The following is a 12,370-nucleotide window of genomic DNA, read 5'->3' as shown; positions in this document are numbered from 1 at the left end:
GGTGATGCTCAGTACTTCGGCATCGCCGGGTCGACCTGCTCGGACCAGGCGTGCACGCCGCCGGTCAGGTTGTAGACCTTGGCAAATCCTTGCCGCTCGAGGAAGCTGGCCACCTGCATGCTGCGCGCGCCGTGATGGCAGATGCAGACGATATCGGCATCCTCATCGAGCTCGGCGGCGCGTGCCGGGATCTGGCCCATCGGGATATGGGTGATGCCGGGCATGGCACAGGTCTGCACTTCCCAGCCTTCGCGTACGTCGAGCAGCACCGGCTGTGCGCGGCCGGTGTCGGCCAGCCAATGTGCCAGTTCGGGGGCGTTGATTAACTGCATGTCCTGGGTCCCGCTCAGAAGTGAAAGCGTGAAGGCTGCTCGCCGCCGATCAGCGGCGTGACGGCAGTCTCGAACAGGTTGACCGTCCTGTACTCGGTCTCGCTGACGCGCGTGATGATCTGGGCCTCCATGGCCGGCAGGGCGCCGACGAACGCGGCGATGCGCCCGCCAACCTTGACTTGCGACAGGATGAACGCCGGCACCGAGGGCAGCGCGCCCGAGATGCAGATCACGTCGTAAGGCGCGCTGGCGGCCCAGCCGGCGGCGGCATTGCCTTCGGCCACGTCGACATTGGTTACGCCGGCGTCGGCCAGGTTCTTGCGGGCCAGCGCGGCCAGTTCCGGCAGGATGTCCACGGTCAGCACGTGGCGCGCGCGGTGTGCCAGCAGGGCGGCCATGTAGCCGGAGGCGGCGCCGATCTCAAGCACTTGTTCGTGCTTGCGCACGGCCAGGTCTTGCAGGATGCGGGCTTCCACGCGCGGGGCCAGCATGTTCTGGCCGCCCGGCAGCGGGATTTCCATGTCGACGAAGGCCAGCGCGGCGTAGGCCTGCGGCACGAACTGTTCCCGCTTGACCACCGCCAGCAGGTCCAGGATTTCCTGATCCAGCACATCCCACGGGCGGATTTGCTGTTCGATCATGTTGAATCGGGCTTTCTCGAGATCCATCTTGCCATTCCTTCCAATGCCAACCGCTAATCAGTTCTGAATTCCGGCCGCGCGGTGCCAGGGCCGGGGAAATCCGTCAAACCCAATATTTTAACTCTTCGTCAAGACAGTTGCCCAAGCGCGTGGCCCCGGGGTGTGGCCTGCATGCCGCAGTCTGGCCAGGGCCACGGCATTCCGGGTATCCGCCGGCGCTGCCTCATTCCGCACTCGCCGGCCCGTGGGCGGGCGCATCGGCCGCCCGCGGCGCGGCGGCGCGGGCGGGAGCCGCCTCCTTGCCACGCCACAGCCGGCCCAGCCAGGCGCCGAAATCGTCCAGGTACGTATAGATCACCGGCACCACCACCAGGGTCAGGATCGACGAGGTGATGATGCCGCCGATCACCGTCTGGCCCATCGGCGCGCGCTGCTCCGCGCCTTCGCCCAGGCTGAAAGCGAGCGGCACCATGCCGAAGATCATGGCCAGCGTGGTCATCAGGATCGGCCGCAGCCGCACGCGTGCGGCGGCCACCAGCGCCGCCTCGCGTGACATCGGCGGCTGGCCGTCGGTGCCGCGCCGGGCCTGGTTGGCAAAGTCGATCAGCAGGATGGCGTTCTTGGTCACCAGCCCCATCAGCATGATGAAACCGATGATGGAGAACATGTTCAGCGTGGAGCGGAACAGCAGCAGCGCCGCGAACACGCCGATCAGCGTGAGCGGCAGCGAGGTCATGATGGCGATGGGCTGGAAGAAGCTGGCGAACTGCGAGGCCAGGATCATGTAGATAAAGATGACCGCCAGCGCCAGCGCCGATACCGCGAAGCCGAACGATTCGTTCATCGATTTGGTGGAACCGCCGAAGCGATACTTGTAGCCCGCCGGCCAGTTCATGCCGTCCAGCACCGTCTTGACCTCGCGCGCGACCTCGCCCTGCGAGCGCCCCGCAGTATTGGCGGTCAGTTCCACTTCGCGGTTGAGGTCGCGCCGGCTGATCTGGTTGGCGCCGGTGGTGGGCACCAGTTCGGCGATCTGGCGCAGCGGCACCATGCGCGGCGAGCCGTCGGTGTTGGTCTGGTTGCTGGCGATCATCAGCGCGCTGAGGTCGGCCATGCCGGTGCGCGCGTCCTTGGGCAGGCGCACGCGTACGTCGTAATTCTGATCGTCGGGAGCGCGCCAGGAACTGATGGCGTCGCCGGCCAGCAGCGGGCGCAGCGCGTTGCCGATCTGGACAATGCCCACGCCCAGGTCGGACGCCAGCTCGCGGCGGATGCGTACTTCCACCGTAGGGCGGTCGTCCTTCATGCTGGAATCCAGGTCGGTCAGGCCGCGCACCGCGGCCATGCGCCGGCTGGCCTCCACCGACAGGCGCCGCAGCGTTTCCAGGTCGTCGCCCTGGATTGACACCTGCAGCGCCTTCTGTCCGCCGGCGCCATCGGGCATGCCGACCATGGTCAGTGTGATGCCGGCGATGCCCGCCAGCCGCTCGCGGATCATCGGGTTGAGTTGCGTGGTGGTGAGCTTGCGCGCGCGGCGCTCGATCAGGCGTACCGAGACCAGCGCGTTGTTGCGCCCGGAGGTGTTGCCCGAGTTGATGGTGGCATAGGTGTAGGCCACTTCGGGGAAGGTCTTGAGCGCGGCTTCCACCTGCCTGACCTTGGCTTCGGTGACCGCCAGCGAGGTGCCCACCGGCGTGGTGAAGCCCACCTGCGTTTCGCCGAGGTCGGCGGCGGGCACGAACTCGGTGCCGATCAGCGGCACCAGCGCGAAGCTGCCGAAGAACGTCACCACGGCAATGATGGCCGTGGCGATCCGGTGCTTGAGCGCCCAGCCCAGCATCGACCCATAGCCGTGGCCGAGCGCATCCATGCGCGCCGAGAACCAGTCCAGCATGCGGCCCACGGTACGGCCGTACAGGCTCTTCTTGTTGCCGGTGCCGTGCAGGTCCGGGTCATGCCAGACCGAGGACAGCATCGGGTCCAGCGTGAAAGAGACAAACATGGAAATCAGCACCGCCGCCACCACGGTCACGCCGAACTGGTGGAAGAAGCGGCCGATGATGCCACCCATAAAGCCCACCGGCAGGAACACCGCGACGATGGAGAACGTGGTGGCCAGCACCGCCAGCCCGATCTCGTTGGTGCCGTCCAGCGCCGCTGTACGGTGGTCCTTGCCCATCAGGTTATGGCGCACGATGTTCTCGCGCACCACGATGGCATCGTCGATCAGCAGGCCCACGCACAGCGACAGCGCCATCAGCGTAATCACGTTGAGCGTGAAGCCGAACATGTACATCACGCCGAAGGTGCCGATCAGCGCGATCGGCAAGGTCAGCCCGGTAATCACCGTGCTGCGCCAGGAGCCGAGGAACAGGAACACGATCGCCACCGTCAGGAAGGCGCCTTCGAGCAGGGTGGAGCGGACTTCCTTGACACTGCTGCGGATGCCGCGCGCGGCGTCGTTGACCACGGTGAGCTGCACGCCGGCGGGCACCAGCTTGCGTACCTCGTCGGTCATCTTGATCAGGCCGTCGACGGTATCCACGGTGTTCTGGCCCTGCGCCTTCACCACCGCCAGGAACAGCGCGCGCTTGCCGTCCAGCATGGCCAGGCTCTCCTGCTCCTCCTCACCGTCGCGCACGTCGGCGACCTGTTCCAGCGTGACTGGCTGGCCGGCTCGCCGGGCCACGATGATGTGGCGGAAGTCGTCCGGCGAGATGACGCGCCCCTTGATCTGCACCACCGTCTCGGTGGAGGAGGAGCGCAACTCGCCGGCAGGCAGTTCCTGGTTTTCGTTGCGGATGGCGTCCATCACCTGGTTCACGCCAATGCCGAGCGCCTCCAGCTGGGCCGGCCGGATGCGGATCTCTACCTCGCGCTTGGTACCGCCAACCAGGCTGATGGCGCCCACGCCGCGCACCGTCTCCAGCCGCTTGCGCACGATCTGGTCGGCAATGGTGGTCAGCTCGCGCTGCGTGCGCTCGGCGCCCGGCGCATTCGACACCGACAGGTAGAACACCGGCGCCTCTGACGGGTCGTAGCGCAGCACGCGCGGGTCTTTCACCTCGTCGCGGAACTGCGGGCGGATCAGCGCGATCTTGTCGCGCACGTCCTGCGCGGCCTGGCCAACATCCACGGTCAGGTCGAACTTGATCACCACCACCGAGTTGCCCTGATAGGAGTGCGAGAAGATCTCGTCGATGCCGGAGATGGTGTTGACGATCTCCTCGATCTTGCGGGTGACATCCGATTCGACCGATTCCGGCGCGGCGCCAGGGTACTCGGTCTGCACCACCACGATCGGGAAGGTGATGTCCGGGAACTGGTCGACCGGCAGGCGCTGGTAGGAGAACAGGCCGATGACGACGAAGGCCATCATCATCATGGTGGCCAGCACGGGGTTATGGATGGACAGGCGGGTGAACCACATGGGGGGCTCCTACGCCTTGACCAGCTTGACGCGGCTGCCCGCGCGCAGGGTGCCGAGATTGTTGCGCACCACCTTGGCGCCGGCGGCCAGGCCGCTGGCGATCTCCACCAGCTCGTTCTCGTCGTCGCGGATGCCCAGCGTGACCTGGCGCTCTGCCAGCACGTCGTTTTCCACGCTGTAGACGAAGGCGCGCTCGCCATCGCTGCGCACCGCCGTGGCGGGCACCGCCACCACGCCGGCATGGCGGCCGAGCACCAGCGCGCCCTGGGCGAACATGCCCGCGCGCAGGCGCGCGTCCGGGTTGTCGACCCGCACATAGACCATGATGCTGCGCGTGCCCTGGCTGACCGCGGGGTTGATGCGCACCAGCTTGCCCTCGAAACGGCCGCTGCCTTCCACGTCAAGCTGCACGGCCTGGCCGATGGCGGCACGCGCCACGTCGGCCATCGGGATCGGCGCCTCCAGTTCCAGCGCGCGCAAGTCCACCACGTCGATCAGGCGGGTGTCGGGTGATACCTTCTCGCCCGGCTGCACCGCGCGCGCGGCCACCAGGCCGTCCAGCGGCGCCTTGACGATCGTATCGGCGAGCGCTTTTTGCGCCACTTCCAGGCCGCCCTGGGCAGCATCGAGGTTGGCGCGCGCCACGTCCAGGTTGCTCTGGAAATTGTCGAAGGCGGTCTTGGAGATAAAGCCCTTGGCCACCAGTTCGCGGTTGCGCTCGAAGGTCTGTTTCGAATTCTCGTACTGGCCGCGCGCCGCCAGCATCTGCCCGCGCGCCTGCGCTACCTTGGCCTGGTATTCGGTAGCATCGATGCGCACGATGACCTGGCCGGCACGCACGGCTTCACCCTCGCGCACCAGCACCTGCTGCACCTCGCCCGAGACCTTGGCCTTGACCGAAGCCTGGTTGAGCGCCCGCAAGCCACCGGACAGCGGCAGCGAAACGCGCAGGTCCTGCGTGGTGGCATCGACCAGGTCGGACTGCAGGAATTCCACCAGGCCGGGCGCGGCGGCCCCCTGGGCAGTGGCTTGCGCCGGGGCCGCGCCCGGCTTGCCGTTGCCTGCCTTGCGGACCGCGGCAGCGGCGCTCAGCACGCCGATCACGGCAATGGCGGCAATCGCAACGATCAGGATCTTCTTGCGTCGGGTCATGCGGTCTCCGGCGGCCGCGCCGGGGGATCCCGCGCGTCCTGCTGCCCCTGCGCTTGTGCAAGGGCTTCTTGTTGTTCTTTTCGTATCTGCTCCCAGACGTAGGGGCCAATCTGGGGCGGCAGCGGCGTATCGCGCGCCGCGCCGGTGGTCAGGCCGAACAGCAACATCTGGAGCAGGTTGTCGAGGAAAGCCTCGGGGTCGATCTCGATGCGCGACGACGCGCTGAACGCGCGCTGCCACAGCATCAGGAACATCAGCGGCGCGCAGATCAGCGTTGTGGTCGGGTTGGCCGGCGTCTCGCGCAACTCCCCACGCTCCACGCCGCGTTTGAGCACGCGCGCGAACAGTTCGTCACCCGGCAGCACCACTTCCTCATGGTAGAACTGCGCGATGTCGGGGAAGTTGCTGGACTCGGCCATGATCAGTTTGGTCAGGCCGGCTACCGGCGTGGCCCCGATCAGGCCCCACCAGCCGCGCAGCAACTCGCGGAGCAACGCCGGCGTGGAACCCTGGTAGTTCTCCACCAGGTCGATGCCCCTGGTCAGTGTTGGCACCAGGTTCTCGCGCACCACGGTCTTGAACAGCTCTTCCTTATTGGCGAAATACAGATACACCGTGCCCTTGGACACGCCTGCCGCGGCGGCAACATCCTCCAGCCGCGTGGCCGCATAGCCGCGCTGGACGAAAAGCTCGAGCGCGGCGGCCACCAGTTCCTGCGGGCGTGCGGCTTTGCGGCGAGCCCAACGTTTGGTGTTTGCCGCTTCCTGATTCTGGTCTGGAGACTTTTTCACTGTGCCGCTGCGCACCGATGCCGGCGCGTTCCGCGAGAATTGCAGATAAATAACTCTTGGGTCAGTAATGTAGTAGACGCGATTCCGGCGGTCAAGCGTGCCGGCAATCCATGGCACTGCCGGTGCCAAAGCGTGAAGGAGGGGGCTCGGGTTGGGGCACAATACGGGGCTGCCGGGCGATGCCTGCCCTGAACCTTTGCCATGCCCCTTCAGTCTGAACTTTCCTGCCGGCCAAATTGTGGCGCTTGTTGCACCGCGCCCTCGATCACTTCGCCCATCCCCGGCATGCCATACGGCAAGCCGGCCGGCGTACCCTGCGTGCAGCTGCTGCCAGACCGGCGCTGCGCGATTTTCGGCAAACCCACGCGGCCGGCATTTTGCGCCGGACTGAAGCCCGCGGCCGACATGTGCGGCGACTCGCGTGTGCATGCGCTGGCTTGGTTGTCGCAGCTAGAGGCCGCTACCGCGCCCGGCCATGCCGGTTAAACCCGCAAGGATCAAACAGATGTTCAAAATGACTCGCCGGCGTTGGCTGGCAGCAAGCGGTGCCGCCGCGCTCCTCGCGGGACTCGCCGCTTGCGGTGTGATGAGCAACGACTACACCTTCTCGCAGAGCCAGTTGCAATCGGCGCTGGAGCGCAAGTTTCCTTTCAACAAGCGTTATATGGAGCTGTTCGACATCCAGCTCGCCAACCCGCAGCTCACGCTGGATCCCGGCCGCAACCGCGTCAACGTACAGTTCGATGCCACCGTGGACAACCGGCTGTTCTTCCGCCAGCCGCTGACCGGGCGTTTCGCGCTGGACAGCGGCCTGCGCTACGATCCGGCCAGCCGTGCGGTCGTGCTGCAGGATCCGCAGGTCCAGCAGTTCGACGTCAATGGCCTGCCGCCGCAGTTCTCGCGCCAGCTCAATGCGCTCGGCGGCATCCTCGCGGAACAATTGCTGCAGGACTACCCGCTCTATACCTTCCGCCCCGACGAGCTGCGCCTTGCCGGCGCGAGTGTCGAGCCCGGTACAATTACCGTTTTGCCCAATGGGATCAACGTCAAGATCAATCGGCCGTAAGGAAAAGCGGCGCGCTGCGTGAGAGGTATTTGCCTTGCACACGGTAGCGTCATGCTCGTGGTTGATAGTGGTGGTTCCCAATGTGTGAGACCGTAAGGGTACTCATTTTCTTTTCTTCGCCTCGCCTTCGTTTTCCTTCGCTCTCCCAATAAGAATGGATATTGCTCTCGCCTTGAAAGCCGTGATCCTCGGCATCGTCGAAGGACTGACCGAGTTCCTGCCTATCTCCAGTACCGGCCACCTGATCCTGGCCGGCCAGTTGCTCGACTTCAACGATGAAAAGGGCAAGATTTTCGAGATCGTGATCCAGTTCGGCGCCATCCTGGCGGTGTGCTGGGAGTTCCGTCGCCGTATCACCACCGTGGTGGGCGGACTGGCCACCGATGAAAAAGCGCGGCGCTTCGCCATCAACGTCATCGTCGCCACCGTGCCGGCGATCGTGCTGGCGCTGGTGTTCGGCAAGTGGATCAAGGCTCACCTGTTCAACCCGATCACCGTGGCGACCGCGTTTATCGTTGGCGGCGTGGTGATTCTGTGGGCCGAGTGGCGTGAAAGCCACCGGGGCCGGGTATCCCATCCGCAAGGCAACGCCTTGCTGAAGGCTGCCCAGGCCGGGGCGCCGCGCATCGAATCCGTCGATGACCTGAACTGGCGCGATGCGATCAAGGTCGGGCTGGCGCAATGCTTCGCCCTGATCCCCGGCACCTCGCGTTCCGGCGCGACCATCATTGGCGGCATGCTGTTCGGGCTGTCGCGCCAGGTGGCTACCGAGTTCTCCTTCTTCCTGGCGATCCCGGTGATCTTCGGGGCCACCGTGTACGAGCTGTACAAGTCACGCGCGCTGCTCTCCGCCGACGACCTCGGCATCTTCGGCATCGGCTTCGTTTTCGCCTTCCTGTCCGCTTTCCTGTGCGTGCGCTGGCTGTTGCGCTTTGTTGCCACCCATGATTTCAAGCCGTTCGCCTGGTACCGCATCATCTTCGGCATCATCGTGCTGGTGACGGCTTACTCGGGCCTGATCGCCTGGCATGCCTGATACGGGCTGCCGCAAATAAAAAAGCGTGGCTCGTGGCCACGCCTCAGATTGCTGACGAACCCCACATTTTTCGGAGTGTGGGGTTTTTTGTGGGTGACGGGACGGCGTTCAGGCGAAGTTGAGGCTGGCTGGAGCGATCGCGGCTAGATGGGACAGAATGGCGTGACGATGCCGCTGTAGGCCTGGGATGAGTCCCCTTCATGAACAAATAGCCTCCCGAGTTGGGGAGTACGAAGGGTTGTCTGACAGTACGAAAATAAGCGGTGAATCGCGTTGACCTTTCCGTCACCAGTCTCGTGTGCCCGGAAATAGTAGCTAGGTAGTCTGTTCTAGCGTACTTCGCGCACCGCTGTCACGAAATACCCAAGTGGGTCTTCCCGTGACCCTAGGCCGAGCCTGTCGGATATATGTGCGGCAAATAGCATGCACGCCGCGGTTAGGCCGGTGGGAATTGAGAGTGGAAGGGTCCAGATCAAAGATGTCTTGCGAGCAGGCTTGAGCAGCCGGATGGTTAGAACAATCAACTTGCTGGCGATGGCTCCGACGTCGTTTCCTCGCTCGATAATCCTTATGGCAGCGAATCCATGTGAACTCAGGAGCTTTTCCAGTCGTTCTCTTGTGAAGCGGTGATAGTCGTGCGGGATGTGGTGGCGACGTGCAGACCAAGGAACGGACAGTAGCAGAGTAGATCCATCCTTCAATATGCGGGCCATTTCCTCGACTACCAGCTCTGGCTCTTCCGCGTGCTCCAGCACCTCAATGCACATTACCCCATCAAATGACGAATCAATGAATGGCATCGTTTTGCCATCATAGTAAGTGATGTCGGGGCGGTTGGCTCGCATGCCGAATGTCGCCGATTCTCCGACGTCGAGTCCGCGATAACGGCAGTCGTTCGGCAGCCATTCCCGCCACGGTGACTCCCCGGCACCAACATCCAGCACGTCACCATGCAGGCGGGATATTGATGGGCGGAGATACTTGACTATGGAGCCAAGCTGGAGATCGACAAGGCAGCGCACGGCAAAGAGGAATCGATTGCTCGATGGAGGCTTTACCGAAATCGGCTGAAAAACTTCCGTGGTCATCGCTCTGTCGTTTGTGTGTCGCAAATCGCGATTCTATCGTAACTCACCAGAATCGCTCGGGAGGTTTCCGCAGCCTCGAGTCACTCAGGCCCGCTTGCGGAACACCACGTCCCACACGCCATGCCCAAGGCGCACGCCACGACGCTCGAACTTGGTCACCGGGCGGTAGTCCGGCCGCGGCGCGAAGCCGCCGGCTGTATCCGAGGTATTGACCAGGCCTGGCTCGCCGGAGAGCACTTCCACCATCTGGTGAGCGTACTCCTCCCAGTCGGTCGCGCAGTGCAGGTAGCCGCCCGGCTTGAGGCGGCTGGCCAGCAGCTTGACCAGCGGCGGCTGCACCAGGCGCCGCTTGTTGTGGCGCTTCTTGTGCCAGGGGTCGGGAAAGAAGATGTGCACGCCGTCCAGGCAGGATTCCGTCAGCATGTGCGCGATGACTTCGACCGCGTCGTGCGGCATGATCCGCACATTGCCGATCTCGCGCTCGCCAATCAGCTTGAGCAGGGCGCCCACGCCGGGCTCGTGCACCTCGCAGCCCAGGAAGTTGTCCTGCGGGCGCAATTGCGCGATATGCGCGGTGGTCTCGCCCATGCCGAAGCCGATTTCCAGGATCGCCGGGGCAGCGCGGCCAAAAGCAGCCTCCCAGTCGAGCGGCTGCGGGGCATACGGCAGGATGAAGCGCGGCCCCAGGTCATCGATGGCGCGCTGCTGGCCGGTGGAGGTGCGCCCGGCGCGGCGCACGAAGGAACGGATGCGGCGCGGATGCGCGACGTCCGTGCCGGTGTCGGCCGGGATGGGCGCGTTGTCAGCGTCGTCGGCTGGCGTCGGATCGGAGCTGGGGTCTTGGGGGAGCATGGCAACAAAAAAGCCGCCGGGCGGGTCCTGATCGGGCATGCGACCAGGTGGCGAAGGCGGCTCGTCTCAATCTGATGTGGAGCGGGCGATGGGAATCGAACCCACGTCTTTAGCTTGGGAAGCTAAGGTAATGGCCATTATACGACGCCCGCAAGAAGCGCGATTCTACGCGGGATGTCCCGGCGAGCGCAAGGTGCCAGCGTGCCACAGCCGATGAAAAGTGCGTTATTTTCCGCTCCGCCGTGCGGCAGGGGCACCTGCGCTATCGGTCCAGCCGCAGCTGGCAGATCGCCGCCTCTTCCTGGCCCGGCGCGAGCCAGCGCAACCCCATGCCATGGTGGATCGCGTTTGGCAGGCCGAGCCAGGGCTCCACGCAGTAGTAGTCGGCGTCGACGTGCTCGGACCATGTGGTGACGGCGAACCACGGTACGCTGCCAGGCGGGTCCAGGTCGATCACCAGCTTGCGGCCCTGAGGGGCGGCGGCGTTGGGCGGCATCGCCAGCGTACACGCGCGCGGCGCGGTAAGCCGCGGCTGAAGGACGTGGAAGGTGTCTTGCAGGCGCAGGTCATCAAGCCGATACGCTGCGGCGCCTGCGCCGCTGGATGCCGGCGAGCCATCCGCGCGCTGATGCATCAGGATCGCGGCCGGCATGGCCAGCCCGGATGCCCCGCGCCCCTGGTGGGCAAGCGCGAAATAGAAATGATGGCCGGCGTAATAGGGCAGCGGCTGTGCACCGGCATTGCGCGTGCGCAGCCTGGCTTCGAGCCCGTCCTCCAGCAGGCGGTAAGTGACCTCGAAACTGAAATCGAACGGGTAGGAAGCGCGCGTCGCATCCGAGGCTTGCAGCTCCATGGCAATGCTGCGTCCCGGCTCGTGCCGCGTGACCGCGAAGGGCAGGTCGCGCGCAAAACCGTGGTTCGGCATGGCGCGCACGGCGCCGCTGGCGTCTTTCCAGGCGCCCTGCGCACCGTCGGCGAAGTGCCTGGCGATGAAGGGAAATAGCAGGGGATTTCCACCGCGAACGCGGGCGGGCTGGGACCAGTCGGCGTTGTCCGGCCAGTAGAGCATGTCCTCGCCGCGATGTACCCAGCGCACCAGGCGGCCGCCGAACTGCGGGGCGAGCAGAAGGAAACTATCTTCGTTTCCGACCCGGATCAATGCCTGGCCCTGGAAGCGGGTATGGGAAAGGGGTTGCATGCAGAGGTTCCGGCGAATGCATATCGCTGCATCATAGCCGCCATTGCGTTGTCCGCGTGGGCGTGCCGCCGGCCGGGCGTCCGGGATGCATAATCATATGGCACCGGCCCGGTGCCGGGCTGGTACACAGCGCCCCCGGCAAGTGCATGCGTGGCATGCCAGGTCCCCGGCGCATGCCACGCGCAGCGGACGGTGCTCCACATTCAACTGGCCCGCTGCTGGCGTGAATGTTGCGTCGCAGCGCAGTGCTTTTCCCCCCAGCGAAAGGAGCTTGTCATGGCCGAGTCCCTCAACAAGTCCAGCGCGCCCGCCGGCGATCCCGCCGCGGACTCCACCCCGACGAAGTTTTCCCACGTGCGCCCGCAAGACACCGCCTTTGTCGACCAGGGTTTGCGCGATTTTTTCCTCTATCGCGATCTTGGCATTGCCGAGGCCACCGGCGGCAAGCTGCTGGTGCAACTGGTCAAGGCCAACCAGCCGCCCGAGCAGGGCACAGGCTGGCATCGCCATGAGGCGCAGTTCCATGTGGTGCTGATGCTCAACGGATGGGCGCGCTTCATGTACGAGGACAAGGAGACGCTGGTGGCGACCGGCGATTGCGTCCATCAGCGCCCCGGCATCACCCACTACCTGTTCGATTACTCGCCGGACATGGAGTACCTGGAGATCGTGGGGCCGGCCGACTTCGGTACGGTCGAGGTGGAAGGCCCATGCGCGGTGCCCGCGGTGACACCGTGGCCGAAGGACCGCGACGCCGCCTAGCCGGGCTGCCCTGGAAGCGCGG

Annotated in this window: 12 protein-coding genes and 1 tRNA gene; 4 read left to right on the top strand and 9 right to left on the bottom strand. The window is 65.0% G+C overall.

Annotated features, from left to right (window positions below; translation table 11 throughout):
• Positions 1–8: 8 nt before the first annotated feature.
• From AC1DT6_RS00510 to AC1DT6_RS00490, 5 genes are all read right to left on the bottom strand, one after another.
• Complete coding sequence (locus AC1DT6_RS00510) at positions 9–332, bottom strand: rhodanese-like domain-containing protein (RefSeq protein ID WP_045235998.1); 324 nt, start codon at positions 330–332, stop codon at positions 9–11.
• 14 nt (positions 333–346) lie between these two features.
• On the bottom strand, positions 347–1,000 hold the full coding sequence (locus AC1DT6_RS00505; protein WP_441624893.1) for a protein-L-isoaspartate O-methyltransferase family protein: 654 nt from the start codon (positions 998–1,000) through the stop codon (positions 347–349).
• Positions 1,001–1,196: 196 nt separating this feature from the next.
• Positions 1,197–4,403, bottom strand: a complete 3,207-nt coding sequence (locus AC1DT6_RS00500; protein WP_441624891.1) for an efflux RND transporter permease subunit — start codon at positions 4,401–4,403, stop codon at positions 1,197–1,199.
• 9 nt (positions 4,404–4,412) lie between these two features.
• Complete coding sequence (locus AC1DT6_RS00495) at positions 4,413–5,555, bottom strand: efflux RND transporter periplasmic adaptor subunit (RefSeq protein ID WP_441624889.1); 1,143 nt, start codon at positions 5,553–5,555, stop codon at positions 4,413–4,415.
• Entirely contained in the window at positions 5,552–6,346 is a 795-nt protein-coding gene (locus AC1DT6_RS00490) for a TetR/AcrR family transcriptional regulator (protein WP_441624887.1), read from the bottom strand. Before AC1DT6_RS00490 ends, AC1DT6_RS00495 begins: the two co-directional genes overlap by 4 nt.
• 201 nt (positions 6,347–6,547) lie before the next feature.
• On the opposite strand from AC1DT6_RS00490, the gene AC1DT6_RS00485 reads away from it, so the two are divergent.
• From AC1DT6_RS00485 to AC1DT6_RS00475, 3 genes are all read left to right on the top strand, one after another.
• Positions 6,548–6,832, top strand: a complete 285-nt coding sequence (locus AC1DT6_RS00485; protein WP_441624885.1) for a YkgJ family cysteine cluster protein — start codon at positions 6,548–6,550, stop codon at positions 6,830–6,832.
• 19 nt (positions 6,833–6,851) lie between these two features.
• Positions 6,852–7,412, top strand: a complete 561-nt coding sequence (locus tag AC1DT6_RS00480) for a DUF1439 domain-containing protein (RefSeq protein WP_035863875.1) — start codon at positions 6,852–6,854, stop codon at positions 7,410–7,412.
• 154 nt (positions 7,413–7,566) lie between these two features.
• Positions 7,567–8,448: an undecaprenyl-diphosphate phosphatase gene (locus AC1DT6_RS00475; RefSeq protein WP_441624883.1), complete on the top strand. Its 882-nt coding sequence runs from the start codon at positions 7,567–7,569 to the stop codon at positions 8,446–8,448.
• A gap of 329 nt (positions 8,449–8,777) precedes the next feature.
• On the opposite strand, the gene AC1DT6_RS00470 is transcribed toward AC1DT6_RS00475, so the two are convergent.
• The 4 genes from AC1DT6_RS00470 to AC1DT6_RS00455 all read right to left on the bottom strand — a co-directional run bounded on the left by AC1DT6_RS00470 (position 8,778) and on the right by AC1DT6_RS00455 (position 11,586).
• On the bottom strand, positions 8,778–9,536 hold the full coding sequence (locus AC1DT6_RS00470; RefSeq protein ID WP_441624881.1) for a class I SAM-dependent methyltransferase: 759 nt from the start codon (positions 9,534–9,536) through the stop codon (positions 8,778–8,780).
• 84 nt (positions 9,537–9,620) lie between these two features.
• Positions 9,621–10,388 carry a tRNA (guanosine(46)-N7)-methyltransferase TrmB gene (gene trmB, locus AC1DT6_RS00465; RefSeq protein WP_035863881.1) on the bottom strand — a complete coding sequence of 256 codons (768 nt, stop codon included), beginning with the start codon at positions 10,386–10,388 and terminating at the stop codon, positions 9,621–9,623.
• Between the two features lie 77 nt (positions 10,389–10,465).
• Positions 10,466–10,540: transfer RNA gene (locus tag AC1DT6_RS00460), tRNA-Gly, on the bottom strand.
• Positions 10,541–10,650: 110 nt separating this feature from the next.
• Positions 10,651–11,586: an aldose epimerase family protein gene (locus AC1DT6_RS00455; protein WP_441624879.1), complete on the bottom strand. Its 936-nt coding sequence runs from the start codon at positions 11,584–11,586 to the stop codon at positions 10,651–10,653.
• Between the two features lie 276 nt (positions 11,587–11,862).
• On the opposite strand from AC1DT6_RS00455, the gene AC1DT6_RS00450 reads away from it, so the two are divergent.
• Complete coding sequence (locus AC1DT6_RS00450) at positions 11,863–12,348, top strand: cupin domain-containing protein (protein ID WP_441624877.1); 486 nt, start codon at positions 11,863–11,865, stop codon at positions 12,346–12,348.
• Positions 12,349–12,370 lie beyond the last annotated feature (22 nt).

This window comes from Cupriavidus sp. 01L45 (assembly GCF_056399885.1).
This window is presented reverse-complemented; position numbering and strand designations above follow the sequence as displayed.

Excerpts from the sequence above, each read along its gene's own strand:
- AC1DT6_RS00495 (WP_441624889.1), bottom strand. The coding sequence starts at position 5,555 with ATGACCCGACGCAAGAAGATCCTGATCGTTGCGATTGCCGCCATTGCC.
- AC1DT6_RS00500 (WP_441624891.1), bottom strand. The coding sequence starts at position 4,403 with ATGTGGTTCACCCGCCTGTCCATCCATAACCCCGTGCTGGCCACCATG.
- AC1DT6_RS00480 (WP_035863875.1), top strand. The coding sequence starts at position 6,852 with ATGTTCAAAATGACTCGCCGGCGTTGGCTGGCAGCAAGCGGTGCCGCC.
- AC1DT6_RS00510 (WP_045235998.1), bottom strand. The coding sequence starts at position 332 with ATGCAGTTAATCAACGCCCCCGAACTGGCACATTGGCTGGCCGACACC.
- AC1DT6_RS00505 (WP_441624893.1), bottom strand. The coding sequence starts at position 1,000 with ATGGATCTCGAGAAAGCCCGATTCAACATGATCGAACAGCAAATCCGC.
- AC1DT6_RS00455 (WP_441624879.1), bottom strand. The coding sequence starts at position 11,586 with ATGCAACCCCTTTCCCATACCCGCTTCCAGGGCCAGGCATTGATCCGG.
- AC1DT6_RS00485 (WP_441624885.1), top strand. The coding sequence starts at position 6,548 with ATGCCCCTTCAGTCTGAACTTTCCTGCCGGCCAAATTGTGGCGCTTGT.
- AC1DT6_RS00450 (WP_441624877.1), top strand. The coding sequence starts at position 11,863 with ATGGCCGAGTCCCTCAACAAGTCCAGCGCGCCCGCCGGCGATCCCGCC.
- AC1DT6_RS00475 (WP_441624883.1), top strand. The coding sequence starts at position 7,567 with ATGGATATTGCTCTCGCCTTGAAAGCCGTGATCCTCGGCATCGTCGAA.
- AC1DT6_RS00470 (WP_441624881.1), bottom strand. The coding sequence starts at position 9,536 with ATGACCACGGAAGTTTTTCAGCCGATTTCGGTAAAGCCTCCATCGAGC.
- trmB (WP_035863881.1), bottom strand. The coding sequence starts at position 10,388 with ATGCTCCCCCAAGACCCCAGCTCCGATCCGACGCCAGCCGACGACGCT.